The organism is Psychrobacter sp. GW64-MNA-CIBAN-0177, assembly GCF_040309585.1.
GTDB lineage: Bacteria > Pseudomonadota > Gammaproteobacteria > Pseudomonadales > Moraxellaceae > Psychrobacter > Psychrobacter okhotskensis.
This window is the reverse complement of sequence record NZ_JBEOOY010000004.1, coordinates 14,073-35,339: the sequence shown is the minus strand read 5'-3', so window position 1 is coordinate 35,339 and position 21,267 is coordinate 14,073. Positions and strand designations below refer to the sequence as shown.

At 44.2% G+C, this 21,267-nt stretch carries 19 protein-coding genes; 14 read left to right on the top strand and 5 right to left on the bottom strand.

Annotated elements, in window-relative coordinates:
- Positions 1 to 11: 11 nt before the first annotated feature.
- Positions 12 to 1,496, bottom strand: a complete 1,485-nt coding sequence (locus AAEY79_RS04030; RefSeq protein WP_352287340.1) for a phosphomannomutase CpsG — start codon at positions 1,494 to 1,496, stop codon at positions 12 to 14.
- 156 nt (positions 1,497 to 1,652) lie between these two features.
- On the opposite strand from AAEY79_RS04030, the gene mazG reads away from it, so the two are divergent.
- From mazG to yjgA, 8 genes are all read left to right on the top strand, one after another.
- The gene (gene mazG / locus AAEY79_RS04025; protein ID WP_352287337.1) at positions 1,653 to 2,549 is read left to right on the top strand and encodes a nucleoside triphosphate pyrophosphohydrolase; all 897 of its coding nucleotides are present in this window, start codon (positions 1,653 to 1,655) and stop codon (positions 2,547 to 2,549) included.
- Positions 2,546 to 2,938: a ComEA family DNA-binding protein gene (locus AAEY79_RS04020; RefSeq protein WP_352287334.1), complete on the top strand. Its 393-nt coding sequence runs from the start codon at positions 2,546 to 2,548 to the stop codon at positions 2,936 to 2,938. The genes mazG and AAEY79_RS04020 overlap by 4 nt, the downstream gene beginning before the upstream one ends.
- 166 nt (positions 2,939 to 3,104) lie before the next feature.
- Complete coding sequence (gene pcnB, locus AAEY79_RS04015) at positions 3,105 to 5,462, top strand: polynucleotide adenylyltransferase PcnB (RefSeq protein ID WP_352287331.1); 2,358 nt, start codon at positions 3,105 to 3,107, stop codon at positions 5,460 to 5,462.
- 67 nt (positions 5,463 to 5,529) lie between these two features.
- Entirely contained in the window at positions 5,530 to 6,096 is a 567-nt protein-coding gene (folK, locus tag AAEY79_RS04010; protein ID WP_201582502.1) for a 2-amino-4-hydroxy-6-hydroxymethyldihydropteridine diphosphokinase, read from the top strand.
- Positions 6,097 to 6,365: 269 nt separating this feature from the next.
- Positions 6,366 to 7,166 carry a 3-methyl-2-oxobutanoate hydroxymethyltransferase gene (gene panB / locus AAEY79_RS04005; protein WP_201577405.1) on the top strand — a complete coding sequence of 267 codons (801 nt, stop codon included), beginning with the start codon at positions 6,366 to 6,368 and terminating at the stop codon, positions 7,164 to 7,166.
- Between the two features lie 64 nt (positions 7,167 to 7,230).
- A complete protein-coding gene (gene panC / locus AAEY79_RS04000; RefSeq protein WP_201577407.1) occupies positions 7,231 to 8,130 on the top strand; it encodes a pantoate--beta-alanine ligase in 900 nt (299 codons plus the stop codon).
- A gap of 118 nt (positions 8,131 to 8,248) precedes the next feature.
- Positions 8,249 to 9,172 (top strand): RNase adapter RapZ, encoded by a 924-nt coding sequence (gene rapZ / locus AAEY79_RS03995; RefSeq protein ID WP_037024744.1) that lies wholly within the window; start codon positions 8,249 to 8,251, stop codon positions 9,170 to 9,172.
- Between the two features lie 52 nt (positions 9,173 to 9,224).
- The gene (yjgA, locus tag AAEY79_RS03990) at positions 9,225 to 9,737 is read left to right on the top strand and encodes a ribosome biogenesis factor YjgA (RefSeq protein ID WP_101212158.1); all 513 of its coding nucleotides are present in this window, start codon (positions 9,225 to 9,227) and stop codon (positions 9,735 to 9,737) included.
- 229 nt (positions 9,738 to 9,966) lie between these two features.
- On the opposite strand, the gene AAEY79_RS03985 is transcribed toward yjgA, so the two are convergent.
- The gene (locus AAEY79_RS03985; RefSeq protein ID WP_025651121.1) at positions 9,967 to 10,587 is read right to left on the bottom strand and encodes a thiol:disulfide interchange protein DsbA/DsbL; all 621 of its coding nucleotides are present in this window, start codon (positions 10,585 to 10,587) and stop codon (positions 9,967 to 9,969) included.
- A 431-nt stretch (positions 10,588 to 11,018) separates the two neighbouring features.
- Between AAEY79_RS03985 and ubiG the strand changes: the two genes are divergently transcribed.
- The 5 genes from ubiG to AAEY79_RS03960 all read left to right on the top strand — a co-directional run bounded on the left by ubiG (position 11,019) and on the right by AAEY79_RS03960 (position 15,152).
- Positions 11,019 to 11,891 (top strand): bifunctional 2-polyprenyl-6-hydroxyphenol methylase/3-demethylubiquinol 3-O-methyltransferase UbiG, encoded by an 873-nt coding sequence (ubiG, locus tag AAEY79_RS03980; RefSeq protein WP_352287326.1) that lies wholly within the window; start codon positions 11,019 to 11,021, stop codon positions 11,889 to 11,891.
- A gap of 71 nt (positions 11,892 to 11,962) precedes the next feature.
- Positions 11,963 to 12,673, top strand: coding sequence for an HAD family hydrolase (locus tag AAEY79_RS03975; protein ID WP_201577409.1), 711 nt, complete (start codon positions 11,963 to 11,965; stop codon positions 12,671 to 12,673).
- Positions 12,674 to 12,834: 161 nt separating this feature from the next.
- The gene (locus tag AAEY79_RS03970; protein WP_227674788.1) at positions 12,835 to 13,671 is read left to right on the top strand and encodes a YciK family oxidoreductase; all 837 of its coding nucleotides are present in this window, start codon (positions 12,835 to 12,837) and stop codon (positions 13,669 to 13,671) included.
- Between the two features lie 242 nt (positions 13,672 to 13,913).
- Positions 13,914 to 14,708, top strand: a complete 795-nt coding sequence (locus tag AAEY79_RS03965) for a substrate-binding domain-containing protein (protein ID WP_025651116.1) — start codon at positions 13,914 to 13,916, stop codon at positions 14,706 to 14,708.
- Between the two features lie 177 nt (positions 14,709 to 14,885).
- Positions 14,886 to 15,152, top strand: coding sequence for a DksA/TraR family C4-type zinc finger protein (locus AAEY79_RS03960; protein ID WP_201535685.1), 267 nt, complete (start codon positions 14,886 to 14,888; stop codon positions 15,150 to 15,152).
- A 109-nt stretch (positions 15,153 to 15,261) separates the two neighbouring features.
- Here AAEY79_RS03960 and AAEY79_RS03955 read toward each other — a convergent pair whose 3' ends face one another.
- Positions 15,262 to 16,467: a GTP-binding protein gene (locus AAEY79_RS03955; protein WP_051395056.1), complete on the bottom strand. Its 1,206-nt coding sequence runs from the start codon at positions 16,465 to 16,467 to the stop codon at positions 15,262 to 15,264.
- Positions 16,468 to 16,522: 55 nt separating this feature from the next.
- Positions 16,523 to 17,281, bottom strand: a complete 759-nt coding sequence (gene ompR, locus AAEY79_RS03950) for a two-component system response regulator OmpR (protein ID WP_025651114.1) — start codon at positions 17,279 to 17,281, stop codon at positions 16,523 to 16,525.
- A 361-nt stretch (positions 17,282 to 17,642) separates the two neighbouring features.
- Here ompR and AAEY79_RS03945 point away from each other — a divergent pair, with 361 nt between their 5' ends.
- A complete protein-coding gene (locus AAEY79_RS03945; protein WP_201566272.1) occupies positions 17,643 to 20,192 on the top strand; it encodes a Tex family protein in 2,550 nt (849 codons plus the stop codon).
- 342 nt (positions 20,193 to 20,534) lie between these two features.
- Here the strand turns inward: AAEY79_RS03945 and AAEY79_RS03940 are convergent, their stop codons facing one another.
- Positions 20,535 to 20,963 (bottom strand): hypothetical protein, encoded by a 429-nt coding sequence (locus tag AAEY79_RS03940; protein ID WP_101212164.1) that lies wholly within the window; start codon positions 20,961 to 20,963, stop codon positions 20,535 to 20,537.
- Positions 20,964 to 21,267: the final 304 nt, after the last annotated feature.

Genomic DNA, 21,267 nt, shown 5'->3' with positions numbered 1-21,267 from the left:
ATCGTATTCGTTTACGCTGGTACAGCACCTTGCACCGCTAGCCACTGCTGAATCTCTCGAGTTTTAATAGTTAACAATTCTTCATCGCCACGACTTTCAATGTTTAATCTGATCAGTGGCTCGGTGTTGGAGGCACGTAGATTAAAGCGCCACTCATCAAAGTTTAGGCTTAAGCCATCAAGGGTCGATTTGGTTGGATTTTCGTGGCTAAATTTTTCTTCAATAGCGTTAATAATCGTCGACGCATCATTTGTTGTGAGACGAAAATTAAGCTCGCCCGAGCTGGGATAAGCTGCAATATAGCCAGTGACCAACTCAGACAGCGTCTTACCCGTGATGGATAATAGCTCAATCGTTAGCAGCCACGGAATCATACCGCTATCGCAGTAGAAGAAGTCGCGGAAATAATGATGGGCGGACATCTCACCGCCATAGACCGCGCCAGAGTCACGCATGACTTGCTTAATGAATGAATGTCCGGATTTACTGATGACGGCCTCGCCATGGTGTTCTTTAATTACCGCTTCAGTATTGTATATCACTCGTGGATCATAAACGATTGACTCGTTTGGGTATTTATTTAAAAAGGCTTGCGCGAGCATTCCAACGATGTAGCTACCATCAATAAATTCACCATGTTCATCGAATAAAAAGCAGCGGTCAAAGTCGCCATCAAAGGCAATACCAAGATCGGCTTTGTTTTCCAAAACGGCTTGCTGAGTCGCTACTCTGTTGGCTTCAATCATAGGATTGGGGATGCCATTGGGGAAGCTGCCGTCTGGCGTATGATGCAGTTTAATCACTTCAATCGGTGCGCCCGCTTGTGCCAGCTTGTCAATTAATAAATCAACCACGGGGCCTGCACTACCATTGCCTGAGTTAATAACCAGTTTAAGCGGTTTTAATTTATCGGTATCTATAAAGCTGATGACGTGATTAACATAAGCACTTTTATCAGTCAATAATTGCAACGTTCCTGATTGGTTTTCAGTGGTAAATTGCCCAGATTCTGCCAATGCTTGAATCTCTGCTAAGCCATCATCGGCGCTAATGGGTTTTGAATGTTCCTTAACCAGTTTTAAGCCATTATAATTGATAGGATTATGACTGGCAGTGACTTCGATGCCGCCTAATGCTTGATAGTGACTGGTGGCAAAATACACTTCTTCGGTACCGCTCATGCCTAAATCAATGACATCAACACCTGCATCTAGCATACCTTTGAGAGTCGCTTGTTTTAATTGCTCGCTTGAATGGCGAATATCACTACCGATAACGATGGCAGGTTTTAGTGCTGCCAGATCACTCTTTTGATCAGATGCTGCGTGATAGCGCTGAAACAAAATCTGCGCAAAGGCGCGACCAATACGGTAAGCAATGGCTTCATCGAGATTTACCCCAAGCTCACCGCGAATATCATAGGCTTTAAATGAATCGATAATAATAGGATTGAATTCAGTCGCTGGCTGATAGTTAGTGGTCGCAGACGTAGACATAATGATAAAATTCCTTGCGCGTGAGCAGTGATAAAATAATAAAGTAGATAGCACAATTATAGGCTATTAAGCGTTCAATGCTACACTAATGACAAAATCGTTATTAAGTTAACGTGACTCTATTCAATAACAACGAAAAGTATAAGAGCACCTTTTATGAGTACTGTAGAAAACAAAATCGCAGCACCTGAACCTGTGCAAGGCACGCCAAAAGCAAGCGGGCAACTTGATGACCTGTTGACACTGATGGCAAGATTGCGCGCCGACTGTCCGTGGGATAAAAAGCAAAGCAGTCATAGCCTCATTCCGTATGCCATCGAAGAAGCTTATGAGCTTGGTGAAGCGGTACAAAGCGATGATGATGAAGATATCAAAGGCGAGCTTGGTGATGTGCTGCTGCAAGTGGTTTTTCATTGCCAGATGTACGCGGAGCAAGGGCGCTTTGATATGGGCGATGTCATGACTACTTTACAAGAAAAGCTGATTCGCCGTCATCCGCATGTGTTTGAGGCTGAAAGTCTTGAAGATGACGTGGCGGTAAAAGCTCGTTGGGATGAGATTAAGGCAGAGGAGCAGCAAGCGCGCGAGGCACGTGGTAAACCCAAACGTCGTCTAGACAATACCAAAGCGGGCAGTGCGCTCATGCAGGCGCAGGATGTACAAAAGCAGGCATCAAAACTTGGATTTGATTGGGAAGGCGTAGCAGGCGCATTTGATAAGTTGGATGAAGAGATTGCCGAGCTAAAGAGTGAGCTGACAAATACGTCTAAAACAGATATGTCTAAAGAAGCTGACAAATATGACGTAAACAAAGCCAATATCAGAGAGATTGAAAAAGAGCTGGGCGATTGCCTGTTTGCGCTGGTCAATGTTGCGCGTAAATTGAACCTTGATGCTGAGACAGCTGCCCTTACTTGTGTGCATAAATTCAAATCACGTTTTGGCTATATTGAGGAGCATTTGGCTGCGGCTGGCAAGCGTTTAGAGGACAGCGATATAACAGAAATGGATGCATTATGGGAAGCGGCGAAACGATATGAACGATCGTCATGAACGCTTATCATAAAGTCTCGTTTGCTGGGTTTACCAGTTTGAACAGCTTAATATCTAGCGCTGCTTGTTGTCTAGCCTTGATTATCCTGACTTTTAGCAATGCACACGCCGCGCCCTGTTTTGATAATCCACAAAGCGCTTATGCGTACCTTTTAGCACAAGAGAATGCTAAAACTCAAGCGCGCGATCAATCTACCATCAATATCAATCGTGCTAGTGAAGGTGAGCTCGTTTCATTAAACGGGATTGGTAGTAGTAAAGCCCAAGCGATTATTTTATATCGCGACATGTTTGGCGATTTTAAGAGCGTTGATGGGTTAGCAAAGGTTAAAGGTATTGGCGTAAAAACGATTGAGAAAAATCGAGCCCGTTTACGCGTGCAAGATTAATAGCATTATTTTGCATTAATTAATCCCAATATTGACAAAATAGCACGTAACTAAATGTCATAACGCACCTACCACGCGCAAAATTTGTTAAACTAGCAGTTACATCCGCCTGATAAACGCTGTGTTGATCAGGGGTGGTTAAAGAATACCGGCGAGGAGTAGATGCATGGCCGAGCGTGCCGCCAAGCAGTTAGAACTGAATAAATCTGAATTACCCAATTCCATTACTGAAGTAATTGCCACCTTAACCCGAGCAGGGTTTGACGCCTATATCGTCGGCGGCGGTGTGCGTGACACTTTATTGGGTTTGCGCCCAAAAGACTTTGACGCTGTCACTGATGCCAAGCCGCATGAGATCAAAGACGTCTTTGGTAAGCGCTGCCGCATTATCGGTCGCCGCTTTCAGTTGGCGCATGTGTATTCAGGTCGTGAGCTGATCGAAGTCGCTACCTTTCGTGGTCCGCCCACCAGCAGTGGTACCACCAATCAAGACGGTATGATTCTGCGTGATAACGTTTGGGGCGATATCCAACAAGACTTCTCTCGTCGTGATTTTTCGATCAATGCGCTTTATTATCAGCCACTAAAAGGTGTGGTTCATGATTTTTGCGGTGCGCTTGAAGACATTGATAATAGAATCATTCGCCTATTAGGCCATGCGCCCGTTCGTATCGAAGAAGATCCGGTAAGACTATTGCGGGCGTTACGTTTTAAAGCCAAGCTCGGTTTTGAGTTTGATGACGAGTTAGCCGATCAGTTTCATGATGGTAACTGGGCACTGCTTGAGCAAATCTCTCCGCATCGCCTCTATGATGAAACGCAAAAGATGTTTACCGGTGGTTATTTGGTGCCATTATTACCGCTATTATTTGAGTCGGGCGCGATTGATAGTTTAATTATTTATCCGCCTTCTGAGCCTAGCGCTTTAGTGAAACAAGTGGCCATTAATACTGACAAACGCATTGCAGCGGGCAAAAGTATCAATCCAGCATTTTTCTATGCAGCCATATTATGGGAAAACTATCTGCATCAGTTAGAAAAAGCTAAAAAGCGCAATATGCCATTTGCTGAAGCGCAGATGCATGCGGCTGGCAAGGTCATTGACCGTCAACGTATTAAAACCGCTATTCCTAAATTTGCTGAGCAATTTATCCGTGATATTTGGATATTGCAGCCAAAACTTGCAGCCCCGCGTAGCAAGCAAATCGTCCAGCTCTCTGAGCATCCTCGCTTCCGTGCAGGCTTTGACTTTTTATTATTGCGTGAGCAGTGCGGTGATGCTGAGCATCCATTATCAGAATCGACCAACGACATGGGCGACTGGTGGCAAACTTATCAAACCTTGTCTGTATCAGAGCAGGAACAAGCGATTGATGAGTTTGATGAAAATATTCGTCGCGGCGCCTATAAAAAAGGGCAGCGTGGTGGACGCGGACGTAATCGTCAAAAGCCAGAATCAAATACAGCCGATGAGTCGGTATCTAATCAACAAAACACTAAGCGTAGCAAAGCCAATGGCAGCACTGAAAAGCATGGCCTTGAAAGAAATGGCACTGAAAAAAATGGCAATGAGCAGAACGTGGTGAACGATGCGTCAAATATCCCATCACGTCGTCGCCGGGCCGCCAGCCAGTCTACAGCTGCTAAGCAATCTGACAGCAGTAAAGACACAGGTTATAACGCGCAGCAGGTCAAACAAGACAGTAATGAGCTTGCTCAGCTACAGCAGTTGTCTCTTGCTAGTAGCGGTAACCGAGCGGCAAATAAGCGCCATCATTCCAAGCCTGCGCCATTGTTTGTGATCGAGCATGAAAAAGTCGTGCCGCCATTACAAAAGCAGCTAGCAAGTGCTGATAAGCCTAAGCCTCGTCAAGAGTCCGTGCAGAAAAAAGCAGTGATGTCGAGTCCAACAGCTGAGAAAGATCTACCTAGTCAGAATGCTAATTTTGATGGTAAAGCTGATGGTAAAGCTGATGGTAAAGCTGATCGCTCAAATAAGGCTCAGCAACCTAAGGATAAACAACCAGAGGTTACGTCACCTGCAGCCAATAGTTATCCGACCCGTTCGGTGGCAAGGTCACCGGCGCTAGTCAGTATGAATAACGAGCCGATACCGCATAAGCGTCGTCGCCGTGAGCCTACGGTAGACGTTGATAATAGTGCAAGCACGGCAGAAAAGTCGCCAACTAGCGATAACGGACAAACTGCTAAGCAATACGCGAAGAAAGCGCCTAAGCCAGCTGCTCAACCTGCTAGTAATGCTAATACTAAAGCTGAGAAAACGGTAGAGCATGTAGAAGCTTCGCCAGAAAACAAGACAGGAACTAATAAAGCGACTACGCCTGCGAAAGCTAAGAGATCAGCTAAAACGACAGGGTCAAAGTCTGCCAATAGCAAGACAGTTACTAGTAAAGCAAGTGACAAGGTTAATGGCAATAAGGCAACTGACATTAAAGTAACTGATAATAAAGGCCCTGTACCATCGAAACGCCGTCGTCGTCAGCCCAGTACCGATAATGTCTAGTATTGATAAACGACCTTAACCGATATTGATGATGGTGATGAACCGCAGGTTTTAGAGTAAAGTGCTCATGATAAAAAATCACTTTAATAAAAGTGCTAAGTGTCATAATAAAACACCTGACGAGACGGACAAGGCGACTTGGGTTAGCTGTTATGTGGGCTTAGGTAGCAATCTAACCAATGAGTTAGGCTCGCCGGTAGAGCACTTACAGCAGGCATTGCAAGGGTTGCGAGAGCATGAGCAAATACGTGAGGTTCGAGTATCCTCATTTTATGCCTCAGCGCCTATGGGGCCACAAGACCAGCCCGACTTTGTTAATGCTGTCGCTGGTTTTAAGACAATATTGCCGCCTTTTGAGTTGCTTGCATTTTGCCAGCAGTTAGAAGAGCACGCTAAGCGGGCACGTTTACGTCATTGGGGTGAGCGTAGTTTGGACGTTGATATCTTATTGTATGGCGACGTACAACTTGCGGAGCCGCAGCTGACCATACCGCACGCTGGACTGCTTGAGCGTAATTTTGTCCTGATACCGCTGCGAGAGCTCGCGCCAAAGCTGACGATTGCAGGAAAACCGATAGACAGCTATCCGCAAAGTCATGATCGGACAGGCTTACAATTATTATCGAGCGACTGATAATGCTTCTAATCACAGGCACGATGATGATTAGAAGTGTTGATAATTAGAGACATTGATGATTAGAAGTGTTGATAATTAGAGACATTGATAATTAGAGACATTGATAATTAAAGACATTGATAATTAAAGATATTGATAATTAAAGATATTGATAATTAAAGATATTGATAATTAGAAACATTGATAATTAAAGATATTGATAATTAGAAATATTGATAATTAGAAACATTGATAAATAAAGGCATTGCAGATTAATTGAGAATCATATGACGACGTTATCTACTTTAAAAAAATTCAAAAGAGAAGGCACCAAGTTTACTTGCTTAACGTGCTATGACTCGATGTTTGCACGCATGATGGACAAGGCACAGATCGATACTATTTTGATTGGTGATAGCTTGGGTATGGTGGTACAAGGTCACGACTCAACGTTGCCCGTGACCGTTGATGATATGGCTTATCATACAGCCAATATTGCCCGTAGTAATCAGCATGCTCTGATTTTAGCTGACCTACCATTTATGAGTTATGTGACGTTGCCAGAAGCGATTGCCAATAGTCGCAAGTTGATGCAAGCAGGCGCACATGTCATAAAGATTGAAGGTGGTAGTGAGCTGTGTGATTTGGTCACGACCTTAGCGCAAGCAGGCACGCCTACTTGTGTCCATCTTGGCTTGACTCCGCAATCGGTCAACGTTTTTGGCGGCTATAAAATCCAAGGTCGCGGTGATGAAGCGGCTGATAAGTTGCTGGCAGATGCCAAAGCGGTCGTTGCTGCAGGGGCTGCCTTGCTCGTATTAGAATGTGTACCTGCTGAGCTCGCCAAAGCGGTAACAGAAGCGGTTGCAGCACCGGTGATTGGCATTGGCGCTGGTGCAGATACGGATGGTCAAGTATTGGTCATGCATGACATGCTGGGTATGGTGCATGGACGCGTGCCGCGCTTTGTCCATGACTTTTTAACTGATGATCGTAACAGTGCGCGCAGTATTGAAGGCGCCTTTGCCCTTTATCAGCAGTCGGTACGCGAAGGCAGTTTCCCAACAGAGCAGCACCAATTTAGCTAGTCTGTAGCGCTAGTATTAATAAGTCTTTTGGTTTTTACGATTATCAGTAGAAGAATATTTAACGATGCCAATCATTTATCAGCAGATTTCAGAGTTGCGCGCCGCGCTACAGCCTTATCGTGGTCAAAGAAATGATAAGCCAGATAGCGCTCAGCGTATTGCCTTAGTACCAACGATGGGCAACCTGCATGAAGGTCATCTTGAGCTGGTCAGCATTGCTAAACAGTATGCCGATATCGTGGTGGTAAGTATTTTTGTCAATCCTACCCAGTTTGGGGAAGGAGAGGACTTTGAGAGTTATCCACGCACATTAGATGAAGATGTCGCCAAGCTAGCAACAGTTGGTACGGACTATGTCTTTGCCCCAAGTATCGCTGAGATGTACCCAGTAATGCCGCCACCGACCTCTGTTCTTGCTGGCGGCATTACCACGCAATTATGTGGTCAATCGCGCCCTGGGCACTTTGATGGTGTGGGCATTGTTGTCTCCAAGTTATTTAATATCGTGCAACCTGGTGTGGCAGTATTTGGACAAAAAGATTACCAGCAATTAGCCATCATTAAGCAACTGGTGCGTGATTTAAGCTATCCCATTGAGATTGTTGGTGCGCCTATTGTGCGTGCTGCTGACGGCTTGGCGCTATCTTCGCGCAATCAATACTTGAGCGCAGCTGAGCGAGAAACAGCCCCCGTGCTTCATGCAGAGCTGCAACGTCTAGCACAGCAGTTAATGAGTAATAAACTGAGTATGCCAGAATTTGAAGCGTTACTTGCAGAGACGTCTCAGCGTATTAGTAACGCTGGCTTCAACATTGACTATCTAGAAGTAAAAACAGATGCGCTGAAATCGGTCATTAATGATGCCGAAGTTTTTAATGTGGAAAACGAGAATTTGATTATCCTCGTCGCGGCTTGGCTAGGGCGGGCACGCTTGTTGGACAACCAAGTAGTAACGGTACATTAACCGTTATGACACAGTAATTTGACGGATGCAATGGACAGGGTAACGGATCATGGATGCCAGTAACGATAAAAGCGACAGTAAAAAAAACAGTAAAAGCAACGAGAAAGCAGAGCAGAAAATGCTTGCTGCCCCGAACGATGAGCGGCTAAGTATTTTAGTCGTATCGGGTCGTTCCGGCTCGGGTAAAACGTCTGTATTAAATATCTTAGAAGATTTGGGTTATTATTCTATTGATAATCTACCCTTGTCGTTAGTGCCTGATGCTGCTAAGAAACTGGTCAGCGATAGTGGTATTAAGCGTATCGCCCTTGGTGTGGATATTCGGACGCCGCGCGCTGATTTGTCTAACTTTGCAGCGACCCATGCTATCCTAAAACAGACTTATGGTAAGCAGGCTGTTGAAGTGCTATATGTGACCGCGCAAGAGAGCACTTTGGTCGCACGCTTTAATGCGACGCGCCGTGTCCATCCGTTAATGTCACAAGATATTGACAGTGATAATGCTCGGCATATTGCTTTTAATCTACCGGCCGCGATCAAAAAAGAGGTTGAGCTGTTAGAACCTATTGCCAGCCATGCCGATATCAAAATTGATACTAGTATGCTGAATATCCATCAGCTCAAAGACACACTGCGTGCTTATGTCGGTATGGACAATCAAATTGTCATTAATTTGCTGTCTTTTGGCTTTAAGTACGGTAACCCAGTGGATGCTGACTTTATATTTGATGTTAGGATTTTGCCAAATCCACACTGGAATCCTGAGCTACGCGCCTTGACTGGTCTTGACTCTGAAGTCGACGCATTCTTTGCAGATTATCCAGAAGTGGCTGAGATGACCGATGATCTCGATAAATTTTTAAGTCGTTGGCTGCCCGACTTTTTACACAATAACCGCCATACGGTGACAGTAGCGATTGGCTGCACGGGCGGTAAGCACCGCTCCGTATTTATTACCGATATCTTACAGCGACGTCTGGCTGCTGCAATGCCGCAAGGCGTGAAAGTTGTAGCGAAACATCGCGAAAAAAGTCGTTGGTAGTGATTATCAATGGCTAAAGAATCTATTCATTTTATTATTTTGGAACGCTTTTATGATTGACTGGTCAGAACATGATATGCGCGTCTCGCGCACAGAACTCAAAAAATCCCATGAGCGCTTGCAACAATTATCGATACCCCTCGCCAGCTTATCGAAAAAACAGCTCAAAAACTTGCCAGCCAGTGATTATTTTATGGCGGAGTTGATGGCATTAGCAGACATTACCAGTGCCAATGCGCGTATTAGACAGACCAAGCGCGTCGGTAAATTGATCAGCGAAGAAAACCGCCATGAATTGGTAAAAGCCTTATTCGATGCTTACTTTCCAAAAGAACAAGTCTCTAAAATAGAAAGCTGGTCTGAACGTCTAAATATCAATGACGAAGGCACGCTAAAGCAGTTTGTCAAACAATATAAAGTCTCTGAGCGTAATAGCCTGTATCAATTATTGCTTTGGATTGAATACGCCAAGCACACGCAGGATGATGAGCTGATGCTGGAGTCTAAAGCAGATTTGGCCAGCTATATCCGCGAAGTGACCATCTTATCGGATTTAAAAGGCTAGTTATTCTATAGTTGATTCAATTTAAAAGTAGTACAAGGCAACCGAGTGTAGATGTTTCTATATTACTTTTCACTCACTATACCAATAGCAGCATAGCGATTATCTGCACAACTACTAATAACTGTACTGAAAAATAAGCTTATCAAAATGCAAATACAAAAAAGCCAATCGTTAATGATTGGCTTTTTTAGTACAGCGTTAATACGGTTTAATTAAATATAATTAACGCTTATTTTTTCTCGGCACGTGCTTTATCAACTAAGTAATCAACCACTTTAGGTACTTTGGCATCTCCACCAGTGACGACATATTTGCCTTGTACCACAACGGCTGGTACACCAGACAGCTGATAGCGCTTAGCGCCTGCTTGTGAGCGACCGATTTTGGTACCTACAGCAAATGAGTTATAAAGGCTGTTGAATTTCTTTTGGTCAACGCCTTGGGCTGCGTACCATTTGCTTAATGAGGCTTGATCAAACAGCTTTTTGCCATCTTTATGAATCGCATCAAAGAGCGCATCATGGGTTTTGTTTTCATAGCCTAACAGCTGAGCGGCATAAAAACCACGGGCACTGGCTTCCCAAACAGGGTTGAGCGCTGCTGGAGTTTTGAAGAAAGCCACATCTTTGTCTTTATTTTTTGCCCATTTTTCCATATGAGGATTAAGCGCGTTACAGTGCGGGCAACCATACCAAAAAAACTCACGGACAATAATAGCATCACCAGTGATTTTTTCTGGATTGTCTAGCACGCGATAGTCTTTTCCGGCGACATAATCGGCTGCTTGGGCGCCCATGCTGGCTATTCCAATAGCAAAAGTCAGACCAGTCAATGCAATGACACGTTTCATACTTTTTCCTTGAGGGGTAGAGGCTGAGAGTTTTTAGGCGTTTCTATAGATTCGAGAGAGTATAAAGGACAAAGTGTCGAGTATAATCAACCTATATCAGAGTACCGACTATAATAACGTAAAACAGGTATGGTTGTGAACCCGATTCTTAACTAACGGTTGTAAAGCTGTGAGCTATTATTTAAGGTATCTTACTTAACAGTACCTATGACTCTTATGACTAAAAATTTTATCATATAACGTTTGCAAAGAGGCTTTTTAGATATCGGTTACCATCAAGTTAGCACTGCGCTATAGACATGATATGTAAGTATTTTCTGCTTTTACTCACAATCGGTGACGATGTACTCACGACAAAACTGGCGCTCGCATGCTAATATTAAGGGTATAATTCTGTACTGTATCCGATAATAACTCTAAAGGAAAACGCTATGAGCTCAGCTTTATCTTCTTCGCCTGCTTTGAATGATCAAGCGAACAGCCGTTTCGATACTGCTAATATTGTTGCTAATGATACTATTTCTAACGATACGGCTGCCACGATAAATGTAGATCCTAGCGAAGTCGACAAGTTCAATAAACTGGCGAGCGAATGGTGGAGTAATACGGGCGCGTTTGCGACCTTGCATGAAATCAACCCACTGCGCCTGAACTGGATAGAAGAAAATGTTAAGCGCGGCTATCAAAATAGCGATGATAGTACAAACGCTAATAAGACTGCGGAGATGGGATTGACGGGCAAAAAAGTGCTCGATGTCGGTTGCGGCGGTGGCATATTATCTGAATCGATGGCACGTCGCGGTGCTGATGTGACCGGTATCGACCTAGGGACTGAAAACCTAAAGGCGGCGACGATTCATGCAGAGCAAAGTGGTTTAGACAAGACGCTTCGCTATCAGCATATCCCAGTAGAAGATTTGGCCAAAACCCATGCGGGTCAGTTTGATGTGGTGACCTGTATGGAAATGCTTGAGCATGTGCCTGATCCAAGCTCGATTGTGCAAGCTTGTTTTGCCCTATTAGCGCCTGGTGGTGTTTGTGTACTATCGACGATTAACCGCAATCCTAAGTCATATCTGTTTGCTATCGTGGGCGCCGAATACGTATTGCGTTTACTGGATCGTGGCACCCATGACTATGCCAAATTTATCACGCCTGCTGAGCTTGATAAGATGGCGGTTACTGCTGGATTTACGCGCCAAGATATTACCGGACTACATTATAATCCACTGACTAAGCGCTATTGGCTGGCACAAAACGTCGATGTTAATTATATGATAGCCGTACAAAAACCAATGGTTTGATCGCTTGATTCATTGTATATCGTCCCATCATTGACGCACTAAACACTTTACTAATTAAAAGAGTATGCCTTATGAGCCAATTCGTCAAAGCCGTTTTATTTGACCTTGATGGGACGCTAATCGATACCGCTGCCGACTTCGTACGGATTATTGCTAAAATGAGCCGCGAAAATGATTGGCAAGCCCCACCTGAAGCACTTATTCGAGAGCAAGTCTCTGCTGGTGCGTCATCCATGGTCAAGCTTATGCTGCATCAAAATGGTCAAGACAGTGTCAGCGAAGAAGCTTTACTTGGCTTTCGCCAGCAGTTTTTAGATGATTATGAAGCAGAGATTTGTGTGGACAGCTGTGTATTTAGCGAGCTAGAAGAGGTCCTGACCACGCTTGAGAAAAAAGGTGTGCCTTGGGGTATTGTGACCAATAAGCCGCGTTATCTAGCAGAGCAGCTGTTACAGAAAATGCAGTTGGATGAGCGCTGTGCTGCCTTGGTCTGTCCTGAAGATGTATCGCGCCCTAAGCCTGATCCAGAGCCGATGTATATGGCATTAGAAAAACTTGGTATCCCGCGCGGCGCTGCTGGTTGCGTGCTCTATGTAGGGGATCATATACGCGATATCGATGCTGGCAATGCCGCTGGTATGTCAACAATTTTGGCCGCTTATGGCTATATTCCGCCGCAAGATCAAAAAAACCTTAAGAAGTGGGGCGCTGATTATATTACGGATACCCCTGAGCAGTTGAATAAGCTATTACTGTCTTCTGGTAAGTTTGAATATTTATAACTAAAACACTTATCAATAAATCAGTCATAAAAAAGCATTTACAAGCAAATATCTTATAAATATGTAATCTTAAATATTTGCTCGTAAACGCGCATCTCTGAAAATAAACGCTTTTGAACGCAACTACCTCTAATAATAAATAATACGCAGTGAGTCATACTATGAGTGACAATGTTAAACAGTCAGCGACCGAGCAGAATCATCAAGCAGCCGCGCAAAATCCTAGACAGCCTTTAACGCACGACGATATTCGTCAGTTTGTGCCACCTGTTGACTGTTTAGACGGCAAGACTATCTTGGTCACAGGGGCAGGTGATGGTATTGGGCGCGTCGCCGCTTTAACCTACGCCCGTTATGGTGCTACGGTACTATTATTGGGTCGCACAAGTAGCAAACTTGAATACGTCTATGATGAGATTGAGAGCTTGGGTGGCAAGCAGCCAGCCATGCTACCGATGAATTTAGAAGGCGCAACTTACGCAGATATGCAGCAGTTAGAAGGCCTGATTAATAAAGAAGTGGGTCAGCTCGATGGTATCTTACATAATGCTGGCATGCTTGGGCAATTGACGCCGCTTGAGATGTATGACGTCGATATCTTTGCCCAAGTGATGAAGGTCAATTTTACGGCGACTTTTATGCTCACGCAAGCGTTGTTACCGCTATTAAAAGATGCTGATCATGGCTCTATTGTCTTTACGTCTAGCACGGTTGGTACCCATCCTCGTGCATTTTGGGGCGCTTATGCACTCTCCAAGCAAGCCGTCGAAGGGATGAGTGATATCTTTACTCAAGAGACGCAAAATACCACGAATTTGCGGTTTAACTGTATCAATCCTGGTGGAACGCGTACCAATATGCGCGCTCATGCTTATCCTGGTGAGAACCCTATGTCTCTCAAAACACCTGAGGATATTATGGCAGGTTATGTATGTCTGATGAGTGACGCCAGCATTGGGGTGCGCGGGCAAGTGGTGGATTTACAACCAAAAGATTAAGAGGTGTTACTTAAACTTGCATGAATACAAAGCGTAAAAGTAATTTGGGTAGCTATAGTTGATACTAAATGAAATAGATGCGTCGTACTAGGATGCGAAACTGGTATAAATTTTCTTTAGTTGCTTGATGTGCTAATAGAAGCTACAAAAAATATATACCAACAGCAAGATATCTGTTTTATAGTAAATACGACTCTGTTTTTTGTCAAAACTACCAATGATTTTTACTTAGGATAATACTTATGAATAAGTCCATTGCTGCTGCATGTGTGCTGCTAAGTTGTACTTCAGCTTTTGCGCAAACCACGCTTTTTGATCCTTCCATCGAGCACAATCCTCAGGATGGTGTCATAAAGCTGTATGGAGCAGGTGGCCCACATACCGCTTTAAGAAAAGTGGCAGATGTCTGGGAAAAGCAAGGTGGTACCAAGGTAGAATTAATAGCAGGACCTGAAGACAAATGGTCGGCTGACGCTCAAGCTGATGCCGATGCTCTGTGGGGAACTTCTGAGCAATCAATGACTGCATTTCTTGAGACATACGAAACTTTTGATCATGAAAAAGTTGAACCCATTTATATCCGACCAGCAATCATAGCTGTACAAAAAGGAAATCCTAAAAATATACGTAGCTTTGATGATTTATTAGCTAAGGGGATTAAAATAGTTGTGACCGAAGGTAAAGGAACATATAACACTTCGGGTACTGGAGTTTGGGAGGATCTCGCAGGACGCAAAGGAAGCTTAAACGATATTGCTCGTTTTCGAGATAATATAGTAGCGTATTCTTTAGGATCTGGAGCCAGTTTTAAAGCATTTAAAGATGAAAAAGCAGATGCTTGGATAACTTGGCCGAATTGGCCGCTTAATAATTCCAAAGATATGGACATGGTTAGTATAGATAAGGATCGAGCTATCTGGCGTGATTTAAACATCGTTGTATCACCAAAAGCTGATCCTCAAACAAAAGATTTTCTTAACTTTTTAATCACTAAAAAAGGACAAAAAATCATGAAAACAGAAGGGTGGCAACGCTGAGTAGAAGGTTTTAGGCATACACTCTTAAAAAGTAAATACCCTAAATATAATTCTCACTAATCGTTCAAACACATTTGTTATTTGCATATTGTAATTAGCAATAACCACCCCATCTATTTGTTATTAAAGAATTTATCTATAAAGCAATGATCATTAAAAAATAAATAGGATGGGATTATGGCAGGTGGCTGGTCAAGAGATGGTGCTGAGCACGAACAGATGGATGCAACGGTCAATGATGCTCTAGACAGAGTACGCAGTGCGCTACCGAAAGGGGAGAGTGCAGAGTTCTGTGATGAATGTGGCAAGCCTATTCCAGAGGCGCGGCGTATCGCTGTTCCTGGCGTGCAGCATTGCGTGAGCTGTCAGACGGAGCTTGAGCAAGAAGCGCGCGCCGCTGAGTTGTTCAATCGCCGCGGTAGTAAAGACAGTCAATTGCGCTAATTTGTAAAAGCGAATCAATAAAAAAAGACCACCGTTGCTATTTTACTTAGCAACGGTGGTCTTTTTTGTGAGTGTGGCATTTTTTGAAAGGTAGTCTTTTTATAGGTAACTAGAGTCTGTCTTCAAGCACCAGCGCCATCAGCTGCTGGTCATAAGCCTGCCAATCATCTTTACTAAGACTGATGGTTGACCTAACGTTGTCTATCGGCAAATCATTATCGGTCTGCAAAATGACTTCTAATCGGCTATCGATGTGGGCGCTCGTCGTGGTGATAGTCAAGCTGTCAGGTGTAAAGTTAATCTTTAACCAGCCGTCAGAGGTATGAACCATGCCTTTAATACGTTGCCAGTTAGGCAATTTTAACAACCATTCTTGTAAACCATCAGCGTTAAATACGTAATGTGCAGGCAAGCGCCAGCCCCCTAACAGCATGTCTTGTTGTTGTTCGTGATAGCGGTAGGGGAGCTCAGTATCTGCCGCTATGCCGTCATGACTTTCATTGTTTTGTATAGCTTGATTAGACATCAAGCCAGTAAGTGGCTGTCTAGTAAGTGGCTGTAAGGAAATGCGAATCTGATTAGGCTGGCTTTTATTGGTAGCGCGTTGCCGAGAGATGGTATGGCTTGGTTTGGTCAGCTGTGCTATCAGCATTGATAAGGCGGTATTCAAAGCAGTTATCTTATTTGAGCGATCATCCACGGTGTGAGGCTCAGATTCTGTCCAGATAGTGGTCACGTCAGGATTGAGCCGTGTTATCCATTCTTGTAACGCTTGCCTCTCATTTTCACTCAGCTGCATATAGCGATTGATCACCAAGACATCAGCGTCACGGACATGCGCTTGAAAACCATCGTGCGAGCGATACTTTTGTTGTTGCCATTGCCCGCCACTTAGCACCGTTATTACAGCCTGCATATTGAGTGCTGTTTGCCAATGTGGCGCGCTCAGTTGTTGTATCAACTCGCGTGGGTGTGCCAATCCGGTGGGTTCTATAATAAGGCGCTGCGGACGATGATCGCTAAGCAGGCGGGTAATCGCAATCTGTAGGGGCAGCTGACTGGTGCAACAAATACAGCCACCACTGACCTCGCGAATGGCAATGCTGCCTGTATCAACGTTGTTCTCTTGTGCGCTTGCTAGCAGCGCGCCATCAATGCCAATACGTCCAAACTCGTTAATCAATAGAGCCCAGCGCTCATCGGCGGGCTTGCTAGAGAGTAGCTGGTTGATGACGGTAGTTTTACCCGCACCCAAAAACCCTGTCACCAAGGTGCAGGGTATGTTTTGAATCATGGTAGATGTGGTCAAAGCCATTGTCGTCTAAACTATCGTCATAAGTGGGTGTAAAGCAGCAACTATAAAGTAAATACTATTCACTTTTTGCTGTTTCAACTTCAGCTTCGTCAGGAACGAACACATAGCCTACACCCCAAACGGTTTGGATGTAACGCGCTTGTGACGGGTTGTCTTCAATGAGGCGGCGTAGGCGTGAGACTTGTACATCGATAGAACGCTCCATCGCACCCCATTCACGACCACGGGCAAGATTCATCAATTTATCGCGAGTTAATGGCTCACGTGGATGCTGAACCAATGCTTTTAATACTGAAAATTCACCGGTCGTTAAGGTAACTACATTGCCATCACGTTTAAGCGTACGAGTCGATAAATCAAGCGTCCATGGACCAAATTCAACCACTTCTAGCTGATGACTTGGTGCACCCGGTAGCTCGCGATTTTGACGACGTAATACGGCTTTGATACGAGCAAGCAGCTCTTTTGGATTAAAGGGTTTAGGCAGATAATCATCCGCACCCGCTTCAAGACCAGCGATACGATCGGCGTCGCCACCTTTGGCCGTCAGCATGATGATTGGAATATCGCCATTGTCTTCACGCAGCCGCTTACAGATACTAATGCCATCTTCGCCCGGTAGCATCAAATCCAGTACGACTAAAGAGAAAAGCTCGCGTTGCATCAACTTATCCATCTGACTGCCATCATGGGCAGTACGAACGACGAAGCCATCATCTTCTAGAAAGCGTTGTAATAAAGAACGCAGACGAGCATCATCATCGACCACTAAGATACGCTGAGTTAAAGTATCGGGGCTGTTATTATCAGGCATACAGGCATCCTCTTATAAAAATTATTATTAGTAGAAAGTTTCAGCAAAAACGTTGTCGTTATTTAATCATTAATCTATTAGGTATTAATGAAACCTCGTAAAATTAAAGACTTCTGTTCAATATTTCAGCGCGTAGTAATATTTGCGCTATTGATACTTTAGTGTATAAGATTGCACTGCCAATTGCATCACCCATCGGCATAAATGCTGTATGCGTTTGTTTAACAAGGCTACAGAACTTAGCATAGCAGCCAATTTAGGGTAGAAAACAGCAGATAAATAAGGAAAAGATAAAAAGGATTTTTATTCATGCAGCTTTTGCTATAATGCCAAACACCATTTATCAACGATTGATACGTCTATGAGTAGCACTGATACCTTAACGCCATCTCAAACCTCGACAAATGCACAGGTTTTGGATGCAACCACACACGCGAATATTCACGACAAGCTTGCTCGCGCGCTTGGCATTAAGACTGCTCAAGTCAATGCGTTTGTCAAACTTTACGATGAAGGCGCGACCGTTCCTTTCATTGCGCGTTACCGCAAAGAAAAAACCCAAAACCTTGACGATGCGCAGCTGCGTGCTTTAGAGAAGTCACTCAATTATGAGCGCGACATGGCAACGCGTCGCCTCAAAATTACTGAGCTGCTCAGCACACAGGGCAATATGACCGATGAGCTACAGACGCGTATCGATAACGCGACGTCCAAGCTTGAGCTTGAAGACATCTACTTGCCTTATCGTCCACGTCGCCGTTCACCAGCTGCCAAAGCACGTGCTGCTGGTCTCGACGTTGCTGCTCAGGCGGTACTGACGCAAGAGATTACCCCAACAGAGGCACTGGCTGACTATCAAGCGCCATCTAGCATCTCTGACGACAGCGGTAACGAGATTGAAGTCGACTTTAGCGATATCGATAAGCAATTGGCGGGCGTGCAAGCCATCATCGTTGATGAGTGGACACAAGCACTAGACTTGCTAGATAATTTACGTAGTGGTTTTGCCAAAACGGCGAGTATCGTATCTGCGGTTGCTAGCGAAGAAAAACGCGAAGTCGGTGAGAAATTCAAAGATTATTTTGAACATAGTGAAAGCCTTGCGCGTCTGCCAAACCATCGTTTATTAGCAATGCTACGTGGTCGCCAAGAGAATGTTTTGGGTCTCAAAATCGAAGGCGAAGATGCCCCCTTTATCGAAAAAACTATCAAGCATTTCGATGTTAATGCCAAAGCACCTGACGCGCGCCGTGAGTTTTTAACAGAAGCCGCTAGTAGCTTATGGAAAGAAAAATGGCGTCCGCATATCGAGCATCGCTTATTGACGGAAAAACGCCTAACTGCTGAAGCTGACGCGATTGATGTGTTTGCCAATAATTTACAGCATTTACTCATGTCAGCACCTGCTGGTCGTAAAGTGATTTTAGGTGTGGATCCCGGCATCCGCCATGGCGTTAAAATGGCGATTGTCGATGCCCAAGGCCATGTCATGCTAGACAGCGAAGACAAGCCTGTCGTCGCAACCGTTTATCCATTCGCCCCTGATAATAAAATGGATGAAGCCAAAAAAGTCATCGATGAATTATTAAGTACTTACAACGTCGATCTAGTCGCTATCGGTAACGGTACGGCGAGCCGCGAAACAGATGCGATGATTAAAGAGATTTTGGCCGCCAATTCTGAATTAAAAGCCAAAGCGGTTATCGTTAATGAATCAGGCGCTTCTGTCTATTCAGCCAGTGAGCTGGCCACTGATGAGCTTGGTAATTTAGACGTATCTGTACGCGGTGCGGTTTCTATCGCTCGTCGCTTGCAAGATCCGTTATCAGAGCTGGTCAAAGTAGATCCAAAAGCCATTGGTGTTGGTCAATATCAACATGATGTCAACCAAAACCAGTTGGCTGATAGCTTGGATAAAGTGACCCAAGATAGCGTGAACGCGGTTGGGGTTGATGTGAATACGGCAAGTCCTGCTATCTTGGCGCATATTGCGGGTTTGAATAAAAATGTCGCCCAGCAAATCGTCACTTATCGTAAAGAGCACGGCGCATTTGATAGCCGTGAGGCGCTCAAAAACGTTCCGCGTTTAGGTGCTAAGACCTTTGAGCAGGCAGCAGGCTTCTTACGCATACATGGTGGTAGTAATCCACTTGACGCGACTGGTGTGCATCCAGAAAGCTATGCGCTGGTCGATAGCTTACTGGCGCAAACCGGTAAAGCATTGCCAGAAGTCATCAGTAACGACGGTGTACTAAACACGCTCGACACCAGTGCACTAGCGGCAAATGATGATAATATCAGTGTCAAAGCTATCATCGAAGAGCTTGCCAAGCCTGCACGTGACCCACGTCCTGAGTTTAAAACGGCTAACTTCCGTGAAGACGTTAATAGCATTAAAGATTTAAGCGAAGGCATGCAGCTAGAAGGTGTGGTTACTAACGTGACAGCCTTTGGTTGCTTCGTTGATGTCGGTGTCCATCAAGATGGTCTCGTGCATATCTCACAGATGGCCAATGACTTCGTTGCCGATCCGATGAATCGCGTCAAGCCGGGCGATATTGTCTCAGTGCGTGTCATCTCTATCGACGAAAAGCGTGGTCGCATTGGTTTTAGTATGAAGCCTGAATCTGAAAAGCCCGCGCGTCCAGCAGCGAAGTCGACTGCAGAAGGTACAGGTAATGATGAGAAAGCCAGTCGTCCACGTAGTAATCAGGCAAATAGCAATCGCCCAAATAACAGCCGTCCAGCAGCGGATAAGCGTCCGTCAAAACCGCGCGGTAATCGTCAAGATAAAGACAGCGCCAATAACCGCAGCAAAGCGCCTAAAGCTGAAAAAGTAGAAGCACCTAGCAAAATGGGTACATTGGGTGCATTGTTGCAAGAAGCGGGCGTCACTAAAACTAAGAAGTAATGGGTTTGGTCAGTTTCTTAAGTTAGTTCTAAATAATTAACAGAAATAACCAATAAAAAAGGCAGCCATTAGACTGCCTTTTTTATTGGAAATATATTTGATAAATACTTTAGCTATAGTCAAAATATTTTTAAAACACGACGGTATTGCTGATATCAATTTTTTGTCGCCTCTGTCTGCGCAGGCACAGCAAGCAAGAAAAATTGATATCAGCAGTCTAATATTTAAAGATTCGTTCAACAGACCCTAAGGTGCTGTAGTAAATAAATATTACTGCTTTTATCAGTTAGCAGAAGCGCTTATACCGTATTATAGATTTTCTGTTGCTTCTTGGGGAGTTTGTTATAGCTCTTCTTGTGATTCTGACGAAGCTTCTTCTTCCAGCATTGATTCTTCATCTAGCATATCTTCTTGTGACATATCTTCTTGTAGGTCTTTTTGTGGCATTGCTTCTTCTGAATCTTGCATGGCTTGTTGTTGCGCTTGCTGCATAGCCTGTTGTTGTGCCTGTTGCTCAGGAGCCATCTGTTGTTGAGTGGCGTTGCTATTTACGCTTGCTCTTGAGATGCGCTGGGTTTCGTTAATCTGAACCGAGTTAGATGGACTTGGTACTGATACATTGGCTGAATTTTCAGCTTCAGTCTCAAGTGTGGTAGTAGCAGCATTTTGCATATCTGCTTGTGCAGTATCAGCAGGTGCAGCCATAGCCAAGCTTGGAATAGTGAGCATAGCGCCAATCAGTAATGATAAAGGTAGAGTACGGTTTTTCATCAGTTTATTCCTCAGTTTGCATTCTCATAGCGTCAGCTCAAAGTATTTCAAACTTGACGCTTATTTGCATGATTTCGTATAGCACAAATTAATGGTGTATTTTGAATCTATATATTTAACATTCAATGTGTAGATAAAACAAAATCATGATAACCATTTGTTGATTATCATGATTGGTGTGGATAAAGAGTTTTATAAAATAATCTAATAAAACTCTAAGCAAGAGAATAGCAACTAAGCGATTATTATTTCAGTAGTACATAGATTAAAAATCTAACAGACGTGCGCTCGCAGGTGACTTTGT

What these genes read in the sequence shown, in the direction of transcription:
- AAEY79_RS04030 (WP_352287340.1), bottom strand. Translation starts at nt 1,496, where the DNA reads ATGTCTACGTCTGCGACCACTAACTATCAGCCAGCGACTGAATTCAAT.
- mazG (WP_352287337.1), top strand. Translation starts at nt 1,653, where the DNA reads ATGAGTACTGTAGAAAACAAAATCGCAGCACCTGAACCTGTGCAAGGC.
- AAEY79_RS04020 (WP_352287334.1), top strand. Translation starts at nt 2,546, where the DNA reads ATGAACGCTTATCATAAAGTCTCGTTTGCTGGGTTTACCAGTTTGAAC.
- pcnB (WP_352287331.1), top strand. Translation starts at nt 3,105, where the DNA reads ATGGCCGAGCGTGCCGCCAAGCAGTTAGAACTGAATAAATCTGAATTA.
- folK (WP_201582502.1), top strand. Translation starts at nt 5,530, where the DNA reads ATGATAAAAAATCACTTTAATAAAAGTGCTAAGTGTCATAATAAAACA.
- panB (WP_201577405.1), top strand. Translation starts at nt 6,366, where the DNA reads ATGACGACGTTATCTACTTTAAAAAAATTCAAAAGAGAAGGCACCAAG.
- panC (WP_201577407.1), top strand. Translation starts at nt 7,231, where the DNA reads ATGCCAATCATTTATCAGCAGATTTCAGAGTTGCGCGCCGCGCTACAG.
- rapZ (WP_037024744.1), top strand. Translation starts at nt 8,249, where the DNA reads ATGCTTGCTGCCCCGAACGATGAGCGGCTAAGTATTTTAGTCGTATCG.
- yjgA (WP_101212158.1), top strand. Translation starts at nt 9,225, where the DNA reads ATGATTGACTGGTCAGAACATGATATGCGCGTCTCGCGCACAGAACTC.
- AAEY79_RS03985 (WP_025651121.1), bottom strand. Translation starts at nt 10,587, where the DNA reads ATGAAACGTGTCATTGCATTGACTGGTCTGACTTTTGCTATTGGAATA.
- ubiG (WP_352287326.1), top strand. Translation starts at nt 11,019, where the DNA reads ATGAGCTCAGCTTTATCTTCTTCGCCTGCTTTGAATGATCAAGCGAAC.
- AAEY79_RS03975 (WP_201577409.1), top strand. Translation starts at nt 11,963, where the DNA reads ATGAGCCAATTCGTCAAAGCCGTTTTATTTGACCTTGATGGGACGCTA.
- AAEY79_RS03970 (WP_227674788.1), top strand. Translation starts at nt 12,835, where the DNA reads ATGAGTGACAATGTTAAACAGTCAGCGACCGAGCAGAATCATCAAGCA.
- AAEY79_RS03965 (WP_025651116.1), top strand. Translation starts at nt 13,914, where the DNA reads ATGAATAAGTCCATTGCTGCTGCATGTGTGCTGCTAAGTTGTACTTCA.
- AAEY79_RS03960 (WP_201535685.1), top strand. Translation starts at nt 14,886, where the DNA reads ATGGCAGGTGGCTGGTCAAGAGATGGTGCTGAGCACGAACAGATGGAT.
- AAEY79_RS03955 (WP_051395056.1), bottom strand. Translation starts at nt 16,467, where the DNA reads ATGGCTTTGACCACATCTACCATGATTCAAAACATACCCTGCACCTTG.
- ompR (WP_025651114.1), bottom strand. Translation starts at nt 17,281, where the DNA reads ATGCCTGATAATAACAGCCCCGATACTTTAACTCAGCGTATCTTAGTG.
- AAEY79_RS03945 (WP_201566272.1), top strand. Translation starts at nt 17,643, where the DNA reads ATGAGTAGCACTGATACCTTAACGCCATCTCAAACCTCGACAAATGCA.
- AAEY79_RS03940 (WP_101212164.1), bottom strand. Translation starts at nt 20,963, where the DNA reads ATGAAAAACCGTACTCTACCTTTATCATTACTGATTGGCGCTATGCTC.